The sequence below is a fragment of the Chromobacterium sinusclupearum genome (genome assembly GCF_002902845.1).
GTDB classification, from domain to species: Bacteria; Pseudomonadota; Gammaproteobacteria; order Burkholderiales; family Chromobacteriaceae; genus Chromobacterium; species Chromobacterium sinusclupearum.
The window spans coordinates 69,368-86,199 of record NZ_PPTF01000085.1; the positions used below are offsets into that span (position 1 = coordinate 69,368).

17 protein-coding genes are annotated in these 16,832 nt (G+C 62.8%); 16 read left to right on the top strand and 1 reads right to left on the bottom strand.

Translation table 11 applies throughout. From position 1 onward, the window contains the following. Positions 1–72: 72 nt before the first annotated feature. From C2134_RS19105 to C2134_RS19145, 9 genes are all read left to right on the top strand, one after another. On the top strand, positions 73–429 hold the full coding sequence (locus C2134_RS19105; RefSeq protein ID WP_103321700.1) for a hypothetical protein: 357 nt from the start codon (positions 73–75) through the stop codon (positions 427–429). Positions 430–455: 26 nt separating this feature from the next. Beyond that, positions 456–896: a protein YgfX gene (locus tag C2134_RS19110; RefSeq protein WP_146042224.1), complete on the top strand. Its 441-nt coding sequence runs from the start codon at positions 456–458 to the stop codon at positions 894–896. Next, entirely contained in the window at positions 893–2,161 is a 1,269-nt protein-coding gene (gene folC / locus C2134_RS19115; protein ID WP_103321673.1) for a bifunctional tetrahydrofolate synthase/dihydrofolate synthase, read from the top strand. The genes C2134_RS19110 and folC overlap by 4 nt, the downstream gene beginning before the upstream one ends. Positions 2,162–2,168: 7 nt before the next feature. After that, complete coding sequence (locus tag C2134_RS19120; protein WP_103321674.1) at positions 2,169–2,906, top strand: SPOR domain-containing protein; 738 nt, start codon at positions 2,169–2,171, stop codon at positions 2,904–2,906. A 5-nt stretch (positions 2,907–2,911) separates the two neighbouring features. Continuing rightward, positions 2,912–3,427, top strand: coding sequence for a CvpA family protein (locus C2134_RS19125; RefSeq protein ID WP_103321675.1), 516 nt, complete (start codon positions 2,912–2,914; stop codon positions 3,425–3,427). A 97-nt stretch (positions 3,428–3,524) separates the two neighbouring features. Beyond that, positions 3,525–5,051 (top strand): amidophosphoribosyltransferase, encoded by a 1,527-nt coding sequence (gene purF / locus C2134_RS19130; protein WP_103321676.1) that lies wholly within the window; start codon positions 3,525–3,527, stop codon positions 5,049–5,051. 141 nt (positions 5,052–5,192) lie between these two features. Next, a complete protein-coding gene (locus C2134_RS19135; RefSeq protein ID WP_103321677.1) occupies positions 5,193–5,912 on the top strand; it encodes a substrate-binding periplasmic protein in 720 nt (239 codons plus the stop codon). Position 5,913: 1 nt separating this feature from the next. Beyond that, the gene (locus C2134_RS19140) at positions 5,914–6,168 is read left to right on the top strand and encodes a CheR family methyltransferase (protein WP_103321678.1); all 255 of its coding nucleotides are present in this window, start codon (positions 5,914–5,916) and stop codon (positions 6,166–6,168) included. 119 nt (positions 6,169–6,287) lie between these two features. Continuing rightward, positions 6,288–7,493 (top strand): EAL domain-containing protein, encoded by a 1,206-nt coding sequence (locus tag C2134_RS19145; protein WP_103321679.1) that lies wholly within the window; start codon positions 6,288–6,290, stop codon positions 7,491–7,493. 59 nt (positions 7,494–7,552) lie between these two features. Here C2134_RS19145 and sodB read toward each other — a convergent pair whose 3' ends face one another. Beyond that, positions 7,553–8,134: a superoxide dismutase [Fe] gene (gene sodB, locus C2134_RS19150; protein ID WP_103321680.1), complete on the bottom strand. Its 582-nt coding sequence runs from the start codon at positions 8,132–8,134 to the stop codon at positions 7,553–7,555. A gap of 110 nt (positions 8,135–8,244) precedes the next feature. Between sodB and C2134_RS19155 the strand changes: the two genes are divergently transcribed. The 7 genes from C2134_RS19155 to C2134_RS19185 all read left to right on the top strand — a co-directional run bounded on the left by C2134_RS19155 (position 8,245) and on the right by C2134_RS19185 (position 16,831). Next, positions 8,245–9,420: a BaiN/RdsA family NAD(P)/FAD-dependent oxidoreductase gene (locus tag C2134_RS19155; protein WP_233164180.1), complete on the top strand. Its 1,176-nt coding sequence runs from the start codon at positions 8,245–8,247 to the stop codon at positions 9,418–9,420. 84 nt (positions 9,421–9,504) lie between these two features. Beyond that, positions 9,505–10,911, top strand: coding sequence for a replicative DNA helicase (gene dnaB, locus C2134_RS19160; protein WP_103321681.1), 1,407 nt, complete (start codon positions 9,505–9,507; stop codon positions 10,909–10,911). A gap of 20 nt (positions 10,912–10,931) precedes the next feature. Next, a complete protein-coding gene (locus tag C2134_RS19165) occupies positions 10,932–11,240 on the top strand; it encodes a (2Fe-2S) ferredoxin domain-containing protein (protein WP_103321682.1) in 309 nt (102 codons plus the stop codon). Then, positions 11,240–11,848 (top strand): alpha/beta hydrolase, encoded by a 609-nt coding sequence (locus C2134_RS19170; protein ID WP_103321683.1) that lies wholly within the window; start codon positions 11,240–11,242, stop codon positions 11,846–11,848. Before C2134_RS19165 ends, C2134_RS19170 begins: the two co-directional genes overlap by 1 nt. A gap of 54 nt (positions 11,849–11,902) precedes the next feature. Beyond that, on the top strand, positions 11,903–12,478 hold the full coding sequence (locus C2134_RS19175) for an HD domain-containing protein (RefSeq protein ID WP_103321684.1): 576 nt from the start codon (positions 11,903–11,905) through the stop codon (positions 12,476–12,478). A gap of 169 nt (positions 12,479–12,647) precedes the next feature. Continuing rightward, a complete protein-coding gene (locus C2134_RS19180; protein ID WP_158248827.1) occupies positions 12,648–15,731 on the top strand; it encodes a response regulator in 3,084 nt (1,027 codons plus the stop codon). Next, the gene (locus tag C2134_RS19185; protein ID WP_103321686.1) at positions 15,728–16,831 is read left to right on the top strand and encodes an HD-GYP domain-containing protein; all 1,104 of its coding nucleotides are present in this window, start codon (positions 15,728–15,730) and stop codon (positions 16,829–16,831) included. The genes C2134_RS19180 and C2134_RS19185 overlap by 4 nt, the downstream gene beginning before the upstream one ends. The last annotated feature ends 1 nt before the right edge of the window (position 16,832 follow it).

The following is a 16,832-nucleotide window of genomic DNA, read 5'->3' on the forward strand; positions in this document are numbered from 1 at the left end:
CGGATGGGTCGCCTAGCCGCGGCCGGACTGATACAATGCGCGCCGAATCATCATTGCCAGAAAGGCCGCATCATGTATTTCGTCGACCGCGCCGTTGCCGTCATCAAACCGAAGCAACCGTTTCTGGATTGGCTGAACCAGCTGCCGGATACCGATATGGTGGATCTGTCGCTGGACAGCCTGCGCAGCGACTGCACCGCCGTGCTGCTGCCGGAGTTCATCGAGCCGGAAGAGGGCGTCGCCCACATCGACGAGATCTGCGAGCAGCTGTTCAAGATGGAGCTGGCGTCCTGGGACGAGGACGAGAGCCACTGGCCGCAGGATCTGTCGCTGAAGGCGTTCTGGGAGTGGTTCGATGTTGAGATCCATTCCATGGTGCTGGACAGCGTCGACGCCGACATCACCAACAGCCCGGCCAGCGAGCTGTAATTTCGATGCGCCGGGACCGGCCGTTGTTGCAGCCATTCGCTGTGGCGCTGCGGCCGTCCCGGTTGTGGCTGAGCCTGGTGCTGGGCGCCTTGGCCGGCTACGTCTTGCTGCTGGCTTTGTATCTGCCGGCGCGTTATCTGTTCAGCGTGCCGCTCGCGGCCTGGCTGGCCTGGCGCGCGGCGCGCGCCAACGGCTGGTGGCGGGGCGCCGCGCCGCAGCGGCTGGAAATCGATCCGCGCGGCCGGCTGTTTCTGTGCCAGTGCGGTTTGCGGCATGAGGCGGAGGTGTTGGACGACTGCTTCGTCACGCCGGCCCTGACGGTGTTGAACCTCAAGGTGGCCGGCAAGCGCCGCAGCGTGATGCTGTGGCCCGATGCGGCCGACGCCGAATCCCGCCGCCTGCTCAGAGTGTATTTGCTGTGGTTTGAGCCGCCGCAGCCTAGCGATCAAACGGAATCCACGCCATGACCACAAAAAAGACCCTGGACGACTGGCTGCGTTGGCAGGAAAGCCTGCACCTCAGCGCGATAGACATGGGCCTGGACCGCGTTTCGCGCGTCCGCGACGCGATGAACCTGAAGCCCGCCTGTCCGGTGATCATGGTGGCCGGCACCAATGGCAAAGGCTCCACCTGCGCCATGCTGTCCAGCATTTTCCATGCGGCGGGCTTCAAGGTCGGTGCCTATACCTCGCCGCATATCCTGCATTATAACGAGCGCATCGCCATCGACCTCAAGCCGGCCAGCGACGCGCGCATTATCGCCAGCTTCGAGGCGATAGACGCCGCCCGCGGCGACACCACGCTGACGTATTTCGAATTCGGCACCCTGGCCGCGGTGCATAGCTTCGTCGCGGAAAAAGTCGATGTGATCATCCTGGAAGTGGGCCTGGGAGGCCGGCTGGACGCGGTCAATATCTTCGAGCCCGACGTATCCATCGTGGTCAGCGTCGATCTGGACCACCAGGCTATCCTTGGCGACAACCGCGAGGACATCGGCTTTGAGAAGGCCGGCATCTACCGCGCCGGCAAGCCGGCCATCTGCGTCGATCCCGAGCCGCCGCGGCGCTTGCTCGACCACGCCGCCGCCATCGGCGCTGACTTGCGGCTATATGGCCGGGATTTCGGCTTTACCCGCATGGACAACCAATGGTCGTTCCGCCACGGCGAGCACGCCCGCCACGCGCTGCCGATTCCGGCGCTGCGCGGCGGCTATCAGATGGTCAACGCCTGCGGCGCGCTGGCCGTGCTGGAGGCGATCAAGGACAAGCTGCCGGTGGGCATAGGCGCGGTCAAACAGGGGCTGGTCGAAGTGGAGTGGCCGGGGCGCTTCCAGGTGCTGCCGGGCCGTCCGGCCGTGGTGCTGGACGTGGGCCACAATCCGCACGCGGTCAAGGCCATGGCGGCGGCGCTGAAGCAGCTGCCGTATGCCGAGAATCGCTACGCCGTGTTCTCCATGCTGGCCGATAAAGACATGGCCGCCGTGATCGAGCTGGCGCGCGGCGAATTCGACCACTGGCTGGTGGCCGGGCTGGACATGCCGCGCGGCCAGAGCGGCGCAGCCATCGCCGCCGCGCTGGCGCAAGCCGGCATTGCCGACGTCAAAGCCTACGACACCGTGGCGGACGCATGGAAGGCCGCCTTATCGCAAGCCGGCGACAATGATAGAATCGTCGTTTTCGGGTCTTTCCACACCGTAGCGGAAGTGGAAGCGGCCCGGCGTCACCGGGTTTGAGGAATGCATGGCACTGTCCAGCCAAGATGAACTGATTTTGTTGAGAAAGCGCGCCCGCCGGCGTCTGGTGGGCGCGGTTGTATTGGTTTCCATCGCCACCGCGGTACTGTGGAAGGTAGTGGGCCATCTGCCGGAACAGCAGATGAAGCCCGAATCGATCGAAATCATGGGTGCCGCCTCCGAACCCGCCGCGTCCGCGCCGGCCGCAGCGGTCAAGCATGCCGCCTCGCAAGCGGTGGCCGAGGCCGCGCCTGCCGCTGCGTCCGCCACCGAACTGCCGGCCAATCTGTCCACCATTACCGCGCCGACGCCGCCGGCTGAGAAGCCCGCGCCAGCTGCCGTGGCGCCCGCGCCCAAAGCCGAACCCAAGCCGCAGCCGGCCAAGCCGGAAGCCAAGCCCGAGCGCAAGCCGGAAGCGCCCAAAACGGAAAGCAAGCCGCGCCAGGCGGACCCGGCGGCGATTCTGGAGGGCCGTTTCGATCCCGACGCCCACGCCGTCAAGAGCGAGCCGGCGCACGGAAAATCCGTGATCCAGCTGGCGGCCTTGTCCGATCAGGCCAAAGTCGACGCCTTGCGCGGCAAGTTGTCGGCCATCGGCGTGACCGCCCACTTTTCCAAGGTGCAGACCAGCAAGGGTGAAGTGACGCGGGTGCGCGTCGGCCCCTTCGCCAGCCAGGCCGAGGCGCAGCAGGCGCTGCAGAAGCTGGCGCACGCCGGCATCAACGGCATCATCATCAATAAGTAGCCGCCATGACCGCCTTCGACTATATCGCAATAGCCATCGTCGCCGGATCGGTGCTGATGGCCCTGATGCGCGGGCTGATCGCCGAAGTGCTGTCGCTGGGTTCCTGGCTGATCGCCTTCTGGTGCGCCAAGCAGTTCTCGCCGGTGGTGGAGGCGTTTCTGCCGGCCAGCCTGCCGGGCGAGGGCGTGCGCATGGTGGCTGGCTTTCTGCTGGTATTCTTCGTGGTATGGCTGGCCACGGCGCTGCTGCGCGTGACCCTGACCGGCCTGGTGGATAGCATCGGACTGGGCGCGATCAACCGGCTGCTGGGCGGCATGTTCGGCTTGGCGCGCGGGGTGGCGCTGGTGACGGCTATGGTGTTGCTGGGCGGGTTGAGCAGCCTGCCGCAGAAACCCATGTGGAGGAACGCCGTGCTCTCGGCGCCATTCGAATCTTTGGCCTTGTCATTAAGGCCATGGTTGCCGCCAACAATGGCGAACAACCTGCACTACGACTCACCCGGCCAGGCGCCGGACAGTTAGGTGGAAAAGGCGGAATATCTTGATATCTTCACTTCAAGAATCCGCCTTTTTCTTTGTCTTGTCTTGATTTCAGGTAGTTGGATAGAGGGCATTAAAGATGTGTGGAATTCTAGGCGTGGTCGGTCAGTCTCCGGTCAATCAGCTGCTGTACGACGGTCTGCAAGTGCTGCAACACCGCGGACAGGACGCGGCCGGTATCGTTACCGCCAATGGCAAGACCTTTCACATGCACAAGGGCAGCGGCATGGTGCGCGATGTATTCCGCACCCGCAATATGCGCTCGCTGCTGGGCAATGCCGGCATCGCCCATGTGCGTTATCCAACCGCCGGCTCGGCCTCCTGCCTGGCCGAGGCGCAACCGTTCTATGTCAATTCGCCGTTTGGCCTGGTGCTGGCGCACAACGGCAACCTGACCAATACCGATGAGCTGAAGGCGGACATGTTCCGCCACGACCTGCGCCACATCAACACCAATTCGGACTCCGAGGTGCTGCTGAACGTGTTCGCGCATGAGTTGGCGCAGCGGGTCAAGGGGCCGGAGCTGACGGTGGATGCGGTGTTCGGCGCGGTGGGGGCGGTGCATCGTCGCGTGCGCGGCGCTTACGCCGTGGTGGCGATGATCGCCGGCTACGGCTTGGTGGCATTCCGCGACCCGAACGGCATCCGCCCGCTGGTGATGGGCAGCACCGAGGTAAGCGGCAGGGCCGAATACATGTTCGCCTCGGAATCGGTGGCCTTGGACTGTTCCGGCTTTACCCTGCTGCGCGATGTGCAGCCGGGCGAGTGCGTCTACGTCACCTTCGACGGCGACATGCACAGCCAAGTGTGCGCCGAGCATACCCGCCTGACGCCGTGCCTGTTCGAATACGTGTACTTCGCCCGCCCGGATTCGGTGATCGACGGCGTATCGGTTTACCAGTCGCGCCTGAACATGGGCGAGATGCTGGCGGAGAAAATCCGCCGCGACCTGCCCGGCCTGGAAATCGATGTGGTGATTCCGATTCCGGATTCCAGCCGCCAGAGCGCGCTGCAGCTGGCCAATGCCATGGGCCTGCCGTACCGCGAGGGCTTCATCAAGAACCGCTACATCGGCCGCACCTTCATCATGCCGGGGCAGGCGGTGCGCAAGAAATCCGTGCGGCAGAAGCTGAACCCGGTGCCGCTGGAATTCACCGGCCGCAACGTGCTGCTGGTGGACGACTCCATCGTCCGCGGCACCACTTCCAAGGAAATCGTGCAGATGGCGCGCGATTCCGGCGCCAAGCGCGTGTACTTCGCCTCCGCCGCGCCGGCGGTGCGCTTCCCCAACGTCTACGGCATCGACATGCCGACGCGCGCCGAACTGCTGGCCACCGGCCGCGACGAGCAGGACATCGCGCGCGAGATCGGCGCCGACGCGGTGATCTATCAAGACCTGGAGGCGCTGAAAGACGCGGTGCGCAGCGTCAACCCTGAGCTGAGTCTGTTCGAAAGCTCCTGCTTCGACGGCCAATACATCACCGGCGACATCACCGAGGCCTATCTGGACGCCATCGAGTGCGCGCGCCTGGACCTGAAGCTCAAGGACGGCAGCGAGCAGATGATAGACCTGAACCTGAACGTGGCTGAGCAGAACCTGATGTAGCAATGCCCGCGGCGCGGCTCGCTGGTCTATACCAGGGAATAGACGCCCGCGCGGCCTCGGACGACCGGGGCCCCTCCACATGGAGCGGGCTCCGGTTTTGCTTTGGCTGGGGGCCGCCGCGTGCTCAGAATTGCAATTACATTGCTGCTTCTTGCGGGGCTGCCGGCCTGGGCCGCCAGCCCTCTGGAGCTGGTCACGCTTCAATATCCGCCGTATCAATACCAGGACGGCGCGCAGGTCAGAGGATTCGTGGCCGATATCGTGCGCGAGGCGTTTCGACGGATCGGCGAGCCGGTCCATATTGTCATCTACCCTTGGGGCCGAGCGCTGGCCATGGCCGAGGATGGGCGCGCCGACGCCATCTTTACGCTGTACCGTACGCCGGAGCGGGAGGCCCTGCTGGATTACAGCCGCCAGGTGCTGGCGCAGCAAACGGTTTCGCTGTTCGTCCGCAAGGGGCAGGCCATTCGTTTCGACGGCAAGCTGGATAGTCTGAGCGCCTACCGCTTTGGCGTGGTTCGCTCGGTCAATTACGGCTCGGCCTTCGAGCAAGCCTTGAAGCAGGGGCACATCCACGTTGCAGAAATCGCCGCCAGCGGCGAACAGAATATGGACATGTTGCTGGCCAATCGCTTCGACATCCTCGTCAGCAACCGCCTGGGCGCCTGGGACATCCTCAAGCGCCGCCATGCCGAGCTGCAGGTCAGCGAATTGCGGCCAGCGGTGGAAGATATTCCCAGCTATATCGCCTTTTCCCGCAAACCATCGTTATCGGGCCTGAGAGACCGCTTCGACGCCGCGCTGGCGGAAATGCGCCAGGATGGCAGCTATGCCCGCATGATGAACGAGGCCGATCCCTGAAGTGCCGCTGTTTTTCGCCCGGCCGCGGGTGGGCATGGTCAAGGTGACACCAAAGCGGGCGCGCAAGGCGGATTTCTTCCGGTTCAACCTGCTGCAGCGCACTCCATTCCATCACACTGAAATTGATATTGTCTTTTTGCATAATGTTCTGATTTACTTTAATGAGGCCACCAAGCTGGATATGCTTGCCCATCTGTGGTCCCGGATGAAGAATGGCGGCCGATTTGCTGATCGGCCATTCCGATTCCTTGCATAAGCTCGATGCGCTAGACGACATATCGGCATGCCGGCCGAGGCGATCGATCAGGGCGGGGCGGATGAAGCCATGCCGCTGGATAGCATTGCGCACACGCTGGCCGGACCAGGGGCTGAGTCATGGGATATCTCGATAAATGGCGGCAGCGTTCGGTGATGGTGGTGGACGATTCCGCCACGCATCGCCTGCTTGCCGCGGGCATTCTGCAGGACTTGGGTTTTTCCAAGGTATGGGAAGCGGAAAACGGTGTGGATGCGCTGAACAAGCTGCAGGGGCTGGACAATCTCGATCTGGTGATCACCGATCTGAACATGCCGTGCATGGACGGCGTGAAACTGCTGGAGAACATCGCCGCCGCAATGAAGGGCAAGGTGCAGTTCGTCGCGGTGATGAGCAGTGTGCCGCGCGATGTACTGGACGCGGTGCAAGGCGTGGTGGACGCGTCGGATCTGGATCTGCTGGAAGTCTTTCCCAAGCCCTTGCGCCGCGAGGAGGTGGAGCGGGTTCTGGATGCCTGCAACCCGGATTGGCATTTGCCCAGCCGGGTGGGGAACAAATTCGCCATCAGCCGCGAGGAAGTCGCCCAGGCCTTGCAGATGAAGCAGCTGGTGCCGTACTTCCAGCCCAAGATAACCTTGAAAGACAATGCCTTGTGCGGCATGGAGGCGCTGGTGCGCTGGGAGCATCCCAGCTACGGCGTGCTGTCGCCATCGCTGTTTGTCGAGTACCTGGAAGACGGCGAGCTGGCGATCCGCTTCTTTTATCACTTTCTGCGCGATGTCTGCGGCGCATTGCTGCATTTCCAGGCCATGAGCCCGGAGCTGCACGCGTCGATCAACCTGCCGGTCCCGCTGCTGAGCGATCCCAATCTGGTGGACGAAATGACCACCATCGTGCAGTCCAAGGGGCTGCCCAGCCAAAGCATTGTGCTGGAGGTGACCGAAACGTCCCTTATGTCCAACCTGGCGCCGTCCTTGGGCACGCTGGCCCGGCTCAGACTGAACGGCTTTGGCCTAGCGATGGATGATTACGGCACGGGGTATTCTTCGATGAAGCAGCTGTCGCGCAGCCCGTTCACCGAGTTGAAAATCGACCGCGAGTTCGTTCACGACGCATCCAGCAGCCCGAAGAAGCTGGCCATCCTGACCGCGGCCATCGCCATGTGCCAGAAGCTGCAGTTGTCATCAGTGGCGGAAGGCGTGGAGACCGAGGCCGACCGGCAGCAGCTGGCCGCGCTTGGCTGCGACGTGGCTCAAGGCTATCACTACAGCCGGCCCTTGTCTGAGGAAATGTTCATGCTGTGGATGCAGGAAAGAGGCGCGTAGATGTATCGGCAGGGCATGAAAAAAGGGGCCGGCGGCCCCTTTTTCGCGCAGAAGCGGGATCAGGCGGCGAAGTTCTTGGCCACGAAGTCCCAGTTCACCAGCTTCCAGAAGCTTTCCATATAGTTCGGGCGGCTGTTGCGGTAATCGATATAATACGCGTGTTCCCAGACATCACAGGTCAAGAGCGGCTTCTTGTCGGTGGTCAGCGGGGTGGCGGCGTTGCTGGTGGAAACCAGATCCAGGCTGCCGTCGCTGTTCTTCACCAGCCAGGCCCAGCCGGAGCCGAAAGTGCCAACGGCGGTCTGGGTGAAGGCCTTCTTGAACTCTTCGAACGAACCCCACTTGGCCTTGATGGCGTCAGCCAGCGCGCCGGTCGGCTCGCCGCCGGCGTTCGGGGCCAGGCCGAACCAGTAGAAAGTGTGGTTCCATACCTGAGCGGCGTTGTTGAAGATGCCGCCGGAAGACTTCTTGACGATCTCTTCCAGGGAGGCGTTCTCGAACTCGGTGCCCTTGATCAGGTTGTTCAGGTTGGTGATGTAGGTCTGGTGGTGCTTGCCGTAGTGGAATTCCAGGGTTTCCTTGGAAATGTGCGGGGCCAGGGCGTCCAGCGCGTACGGCAGTTCAGGCAGTTTGTGTTCCATTATGCTCTCCTTGTTGAGAAAGTAAGCCGCATAAGCGGATGCTTTTTTCGGAGTTTACTGGAATATGGCCGGGATGGCCAATAGTTGACTAAAATGATAGGAATAAGCTTTTGCAATTTGATGTAATTGTCATTGGTGCCGGCGCGGCCGGCATGATGTGCGCCGCCACTGCCGGCCAGCGCGGCCGAACGGTGCTTTTGCTGGATCATGCCGCCAAATTGGCGGAGAAAATCCGCATCTCCGGCGGCGGCCGCTGCAACTTCACCAACGTCAATGCCCGTTTCGACTGCTATCTGTCGGCCAATCCCCATTTCTGCCGCTCCGCGCTGGCGCAGTACACGCCGCAGGACTTCATCGCCATGGTGGAGCGCCACGGCATCGGCTACCACGAGAAGAAGCTGGGTCAGCTGTTTTGCGACGACGGCAGCGAGCGCATCATCGCCATGCTGGACGAAGAGTGCCGGCTGGGCGGCGTGGACAGGCGGATGGAAACGGCCGTCCTCGGCGTAGCGCGCGGCGATGACGGCGTGTTCGCAGTGGAAACCAGCGGCGGCCGCTTCCGCTCATCCTCACTGGTTGTCGCCACCGGCGGGCTGTCCATTCCGCAAATCGGCGCCACGCCGCTGGGCTACCAGTTGGCCGAGCAGTTTGGCCTGCCCGTGACACCCTTGTCGCCAGCCTTGGTGCCGTTGACCTTCCATGTGGAAGATGCCGAAATCTTCACGCCCTTGGCCGGCGTGTCGATAGATGTGGAAGCCAAAGCCGGCAAGGGCAAGTTCCGCGAGAACGTGCTGTTTACCCATAAGGGCGTATCCGGCCCGGCCATCCTGCAGGTTTCTTCCTACTGGCAGCCCGGCATGGAGCTGTTGCTGGATCTGATGCCGGACGGCGACGCCGAACACTGGCTGGAGCTGCGGGCGGACAGCGAACAACTGATCGCCAACGCCCTGGCCGAGCTGGGCTGGTCGCGCCGCTTCGCCGACGCCTGGCTGGACCGCGTCGGCATGAACAAGCGGCTCAAGGATTTGGGGCCGAAGCAACGCCGCCAATTGGCCGAGCAGCTGCACCGCTGGTGTGTCAAACCCAACGGCACCCAGGGCTACAAAAAAGCCGAGGTCACGCTGGGCGGCGTATCCACCCAGGCCCTGTCATCCAAGACGCTGATGGCGGCCGATGTGCCCAATCTGTTCTTCATCGGCGAGGTCGTGGACGTGACCGGCTGGCTGGGCGGCTATAACTTCCAGTGGGCCTGGTCGTCCGGCTATGTGGCCGGAATGAACTGCTGAGCCGCGCCGCCAGATGGCGGCGTTTCGGGTTAGAATCACGCTTTGCCTTACGCGCATTTTTCCGCGCATGCACTCCGGGTCTACATGACACAACAGTACGATAATTTCGATAGCGAAATGGCGGCCATCCGCACGCCGCCTCATTCGGTGGAAGCCGAACAATCGGTGCTGGGCGGCCTGTTGCTGGACAACAGCGCCTGGGACAAGATCGCCGACGTGGTGACGGAAGCCGACTTCTATCGCCATGACCACCGGCTGATCTACCGCCACATCGCCAGACTGGTGGAAATGGCGCGCCCGGCCGACGTGGTGACGGTGGCCGAGTCGCTGGACAAGAACGCCGAGCTGACCGAAGTGGGCGGCCTGGCTTATCTGGCCACGCTGGCACAGAACACGCCGTCGGCGGCCAATATCCGGCGTTATGCGGAAATCGTCCGCGAGCGCTCCATCATGCGCCAGCTGGCGCAGGTGGGCACCGAGATTGCCGACGCCGCGTATTCGCCCATGGGCCGCGACGCGGCGCAGCTGCTTGACGAGGCCGAGGGCCGCGTGTTCCAGATCGCCGAATCCACCGCCAAGTCCAAGCAGGGCTTCCTGGAAATGCCGGGCCTGCTGAAGGAAGTGGTGGAGCGGATCGATATGCTGTACAGCCGCGACAATCCGGATGAAGTCACCGGCGTGCCGACCGGCTTCATCGACCTGGACGCCAAGACCTCCGGCCTGCAGCCAGGCGACCTGATCATCGTGGCGGGCCGTCCGTCCATGGGCAAGACCGCTTTCTCGATGAACATCGCCGAGCACGTGGCGGTGGAAACCCATCTGCCGGTGGCGGTGTTCTCAATGGAAATGGGCGGCGCGCAGTTGGTGATGCGTATGCTGGGTTCGGTGGGCCGGCTGGATCAGCACGTGCTGCGCACTGGCAAGCTGGGCGACGACGACTGGCAGAAGCTGACCTACGCCATCGGCAAATTGTCCGACGCGCCGATGTACATCGACGAAACTCCGGCGCTGACGGCGCTGGAACTGCGCGCCCGCGCGCGCCGGCTGGCCCGCCAGCACGGCGGCAAGCTCGGGCTCATCGTGATCGACTACCTGCAGCTGATGAGCGGCTCCGGCCGCGGCGACAACCGGACGGCCGAACTGGGCGAAATCTCGCGCGGCCTGAAGGGTTTGGCCAAGGAACTGCAAGTGCCGGTGATCGCGCTGTCCCAGTTGTCCCGTGCGGTGGAGCAGCGGCCCAACAAGCGGCCGATGATGTCCGACCTGCGGGAATCGGGCGCCATCGAGCAGGACGCGGACTTGATCATCTTCATGTACCGCGACGAGTACTACAATCCGGATTCGCCGGACAAGGGCCTGGCCGAGGCCATCATCGGCAAGCACCGTAACGGCCCCACCGGCGCGGTGCGGCTGGCCTTCATCGGCCATTACGCCAAGTTCGACAATGCCGCCAGCGTCGGCGCCGCCGGCTGGGCCGACAACGACAGCTAACGCGATATCGAGACCACGACATGAGCTTTTTCGACAAGCACGTATTCATCTGCTGCAATCAGCGCGACGCCTGTCAGGATTGCTGCAACAACCACGGCTCCAGCGAATTGCTGGGCTATATGAAAGACAAGGTCAAGGCGCTGGGCCTGGCCGGCGAGGGCAAGATACGCGTCAACAAGGCCGGCTGCCTGGGACGCTGCGACGATGGCCCGGTGATGGTGGTCTACCCGGAAGAGACCTGGTACACCTTCCTCGACAAGGAAGACATCGACGAAATCGTCCATGAGCATATGGTGAACGGCCGTGTGGTGGAGAGGTTGAAGATCTGATGTTGAAGGCTTTGAACAAGATTCAGATCGCCGGCCCCGCCGGCGCGCTCGACACCATCATCGTTCCGGCCCAGGGCGCAGCCAGCGGCGTCGCCGTGATCTGCCATCCCAATCCCTTGCAGGGCGGCACCCACACCAACAAGGTGGTGCAGACCGCCGCCAAGGCGCTGTCGCAGATGGGGTACGCCTGTTATTGCCCGAACCTTCGCGGCGTGGGCGATAGCGAAGGCGAGCACGATTACGGCCAGGGCGAGGTCGACGACGTCATCGCCGTGGTCGAATACGCCAAATCGCAGCATCCGGGCCTGCCGCTGGCGCTGGCCGGCTTTTCCTTCGGCGGCTTCGTCGCCGCCCGCACCCGCGCGCGCATCGAGGCCGACAAGCTGCTGCTGATGGGCGTGGCCGTGGGCAAATACCCGATCCCGACGCCGGACGTCCCGGCCGATGCGCTGGTGATCCATGGCGAAGAAGACGAAGTGATCCCGCTGTCCAATGTGCTGGACTGGGCGCGCCCGCAGAGTCTGCCGGTGCTGGTGTTGCCCGGCGCCGGCCACTTTTTCCATGGCCGGCTGGTGCAACTGGCGCAGATGATCCAGCGTTGCTGGTAAAGACTACAAGCAGACCGCGGTCTGCTTTTTTTGCATCTACAGAAAGAGAACAATATGCAGAACATCATCGATTTTGTGCTGGAAATCGACAAGCTCAAGCAGGTGACGCGCAAGACCAAGGTGCTGAACAGCGAGCGCTATGAAAACTCGGCCGAGCACAGCTGGCAGATCGCCCTGCTGGCGGCGTCCTTGCAGCCCTACGCCAGCGAGCCGGTGGACATCAACCGCGTCATCGGCATGCTGTTGGTGCACGATATCGGCGAAATCGAAACCGGCGACACCATCGTCTATGCGGAAGGCGGCTGGGAGGAGCGCAAGGCGCAGGAGCTGGCCTGCGTCACCCGCATTTTCGGCATGCTGCCGGCAGAACAGGGACAGCGCTTCCTGGCCCTGTGGAACGAATTTGAAAGCGGCGAAACCGCCGAAGCGCGTTTCGCCCATGCCGCCGACCGCGCCATGCCGGTGCTGCTGAACCTGGCCAACCAGGGCCAAAGCTGGCTGGAAAACGGCATCCGCCACGTGCAGGTGGTCACGCGCGTGGCGCCGCCGATACGCGAGGGCTGTCCCGCGCTGTGGGCGTATCTGGAGGGACGCCTGCAGGAAGCCAAGGAGAAGGGCTGGCTGGGTTAATATCTGCCGGTCTGCACATCCCGAAGACGCCCATGGGGCGTCTTTTTTTATTTGAAATCATGGCTTCTTGATATGCAGGATGATCAGGAATGCCCTATACATAAGCATCCCCCGGTTTGCCTGGTTTTAGACAGCCAGAAAACCTGTCGACACGCGGAGGATGGCGCTCATGCAGCAAGCGGATTCGGATTCCTCTCCCGAACTGGCGTTTCTTTCCACGCAGTCGCCGACGCGCGGACAGCGCAGGCTTGCCCTGGCGGTGGCCGCCTGGTCACTATTGGTCTTCATCGCGGCCCTGCCTTATGCCCAAACCCCTCTACCCAAAGTATGGGCCTTCATTCCTGCCTATCAATCCGCGCTGGCGGCCAACGATTTGGTGACTTCGGCATTGCTGTTCGGCCAGTTCGCCATTCTGCGCCATCCCGGCTTGCGCCTGCTGGCGGTCGGCTATCTATTCACCGCGCTGATGGCGATATGCCACGCGCTAAGCTTTCCCGGCTTGCTGACTGAGCGGGGCTGGCTCAGCGGCGGACCGCAGACCACCGCCTGGCTGTACATGCTCTGGCATTTCGGCTTTCCTGTGATGGTGATCGCCTACGCGCGGCAAGCCCCTGACAGCGCCTTTTCTAACGATGGGAGCGGTTTGAAATGGATTTTGCGCGCCATCGCGCAAACCTTTCTGGCTGTGGCCGCGCTGGTGCTGTTGGCGATATGGGGACATGACGCCTTGCCCGCCATCATGCATGGCAACCACTACACACCGCTGATGTGGGCCACGGTGTCAGCTGTCTGGGGCGTGAGCGCGCTGGCGCTGGGCATGGTGTTGCTGCGCCGCCCGCAATCGTTGCTGGATGTATGGCTGGCCGTGGTGATGCTCGCCTGGCTGTGCGACGTCGGCCTGTCCACCATGTTCAACGCCGCCCGCTTTGACCTGGGTTTTTACGTCGGCAGGAGTTTCGGCTTGATGGCGGCGAGCTTTGTGCTCTTGGTGCTGTTGCTGGAAAACGGGCGGCTGTATGCGCAACTGGCGGACAGCGCGGCGGCGCTTAGCCATGCCAAGCAGGTGGCCGAGCAAGCCACGCGCGCCAAATCGATTTTCCTGGCCAATATGAGCCATGAGATCCGTACTCCGATGAACGCCATCATCGGCATGTCCTACCTGGCCATGCGCACGGGTCTGAGCGAGCAGCAACGCGACTATATCGGCAAGATACACAATGCCGGCACTTTATTGCTTGGCATCATCAACGACATTCTGGATTTCTCCAAGGTGGAGGCGGGTCGTCTGGAGCTGGAGACGCAACCGTTCTGGCTTGACGACATGCTGGACGGGGTATCGGCGCTGGTGGCGCAAAAGGCGGCTGACAAAGGGCTGGAACTGGTCTTTGAAACCAGCCGGGAAGTGCCGCAGGCCTTGGTGGGCGATGCGCTGCGCCTGGGGCAGGTGCTGACCAATCTGGTGAACAACGCCATCAAGTTCACCGACAAAGGACAGGTGGCCGTCATCATTGGCGTGAGCGGGCGCATGGGCGAAAAAGTGCAACTGAATTTTTGCGTGCACGATACCGGCATCGGCATGAGTGAAGAGCAATCCGCGCGCTTGTTCCAAGCTTTCAGTCAAGCAGACAGCTCCACCTCCCGGCGATTTGGCGGAACCGGCCTCGGGCTGGCCATCGTCAAGCGGCTGGTGGAAATGATGGGAGGCTCGGTGCGGGTGGAGTCGGCGCCGGGCTGGGGCAGCTCCTTCATTTTCCAATGCTGGCTGGGCGTGTCCAATGACCACTCTGCAGGCAAGCGTCCGCCGTTGCCCACGGAAATGCGCGGGCTGCGCGTGCTGGTGGTCGATGACAACCAGGCCGCGCTGAATGTGCTGTGCGAACAGCTGCGCATGCTGGACTTTGCGGTCACCGATTGCGCCACTGGGGCGGAAGCCGTGGCGTTGGTGCGCCAGCATTGCCGGGATTGGCCATTCGACATCGCGCTGGTGGACTGGATGATGCCGGAAATGGACGGTCTGGAAACCATACGGCGCATGCGGCAGATCAGCCGCAAGCTGCGGGTCATCCTAGTTACCGCGTTCGGCCGAGACGAGGTGCGCAGCCAGGCCAGGGCGGCTGGCTGCGACGGCTTTCTGACCAAGCCTGTCAGCCAATCCTCCTTGTACGACGCCTTGCTGGAGGCATTCGGCTTCGGCCGCGGGGGCGATGCCGCCCCGCTGATGGGGCTGCCGGACCTGCATGGCATGCATTTGCTGTTGGCCGAGGACAACCGGATCAACCAGCAAATCGCGGTAGAGCTGCTGGAAGGCACCGGCGCCACGCTCACCGTGGTGGGCGATGGGCAGGCGGTTTTGGACAAGTTGGCCGCCTACGGGCCCAAAGGCTTCGATGCGATCCTGATGGACGTGCAAATGCCAGGCATAGACGGCATTGAGGCGACGCGCAGAATCCGCGCGCAAGACGGATTTGCCGAGCTGCCCATCATTGCGATGACGGCCGATGCGATGGGCGATGATCGGGGACGTTGCCTTGCCGCCGGCATGGTCGATCATGTGCCCAAGCCGATAGATCCGCATGAGCTGTTTTCCGCGTTGCTGCGCTGGTTGCCCGTGCAACAGATGCCGACAACAAAGGAGGCGCAAGAGCAGCCGCTTCCGCTGCCCGAAGTGGCGGGCTTGGATCAGGTTGCGGGTCTGGCGCGCGTGGCAGGCAACCGCGAGCTGTATTTGCACGTGCTTTGGCAGTTCGTTGAGGAGGAGGTCGATGCGCCGGCGCGAATCTCCACGGCCTTGGAGGAGGGCGATCGCGCGGTAGCGCAAAGAATCGCGCATACCTTGAAGGGCGCAGCCGGCAGCATAGGTCTGGAGGCGTTGCAGAACGGCGCAGCGCGCCTGGAGCGCGCATTGCGGGATGGGCAGGATGCGACGGCCGAGCTGGCGCAATTGGCGGACGATCTGGCGCGAACCATCGCGGCCTTGCGCGCGGCCTTGCCAAGCGCAAAGCAAACGGCTCAGCCGCCCAGCGCAGCGGATGAGCCTTTGCTCAATCGACTGGCGCTACTGCTGCAGCTGGGAGATGGCGAGGCGCTAGGCTTCTTCTTGGAGCACGCGCCGGATATTCGCGCCAGCTTTCCCGATGACACCTACGAGGCGTTTGAACGCAGTCTGAACAGCTTCGACTTTGTCGCCGCGCTGGAGCATTTGCGCGCGGCGGCCAAGGCGGCTGGCCTGACCTTATCGGAGCATACGATATGAGCGGAATGGCGGAGTCCAGCCTGCAGACGGTGCTGATCGTGGACGATGCGCCCGAATGTCTGGCCCAGATGTATGGCCTGCTCAAAGGGCGCTATCGGGTGTTGGTAGCCAATAGCGGCGAACGCGCGCTGCAGATTGTATCTGGCGAAGTGTTGCCGGATCTGGTGCTGCTCGATGTGATGCTGCCCGGCATCGGCGGCTACGAAGTGTGCCGGCGTCTGAAGGCCGATGACCGCACGGTGGCGATTCCAGTGATTTTCCTGACAGGGCAGGGCGAAAGCGAGGATGAGCAAGCCGGCTTCGATGCCGGGGCCGCCGATTACATCATCAAGCCGATATCGCCTCCCATTGTGTTGGCGCGCGTGCTGACGCATGTGCGGCTGAAAGCGGCAGCGGATTTTCTACAGGACAAGGCGGCCTTTTTGGAGAGCGAGGTGGAGCGTCGCACGCGCGAGGTGCAAGTGATACAGGACGTCACCATCATGATGATGGCGGCGCTGGCCGAAACGCGCGATCACGAAACCGGCAACCACTTGCTGCGGACGCAGAACTACGTGCGCGCGCTGGCGATTGAGCTGAGAAATCATCCGCGCTACCGTGCCGAACTCGACGAGCAGACCATACAGCTGCTGTACAAATCCGCGCCGCTGCATGATATCGGCAAAGTGGGCATTCCCGACCGCATCCTGCTGAAACCAGGGAAGCTGACCCCGGATGAGTTTGAAATCATGAAAACGCACACCGTGCTGGGCCGGGATGCCATCGCCACGGCGGAGAAACTGCTTGATGGTCCAAGCAATTTCCTAAGGCTGGCGCGCGAAATCGCGTATTCGCATCAGGAAAAGTGGGACGGCAGCGGCTATCCGGAAGGATTTGCCGGGGAGCAGATACCGCTGTCGGCGAGGCTGATGGCGGTGGCGGACGTCTATGACGCCCTGATTTCGCGGCGGGTGTACAAGCCGCCGTTTTCACATGAAACGGCGGTCGACATGATCAGGGAGGGGAGCGGCCGGCATTTCGACCCGGACGTGGTCAACGCTTTCATGCAGATCACGGAACAGTTCCGCCAGATCGCGCAGCGTTACGCCGATACCGAGTGAG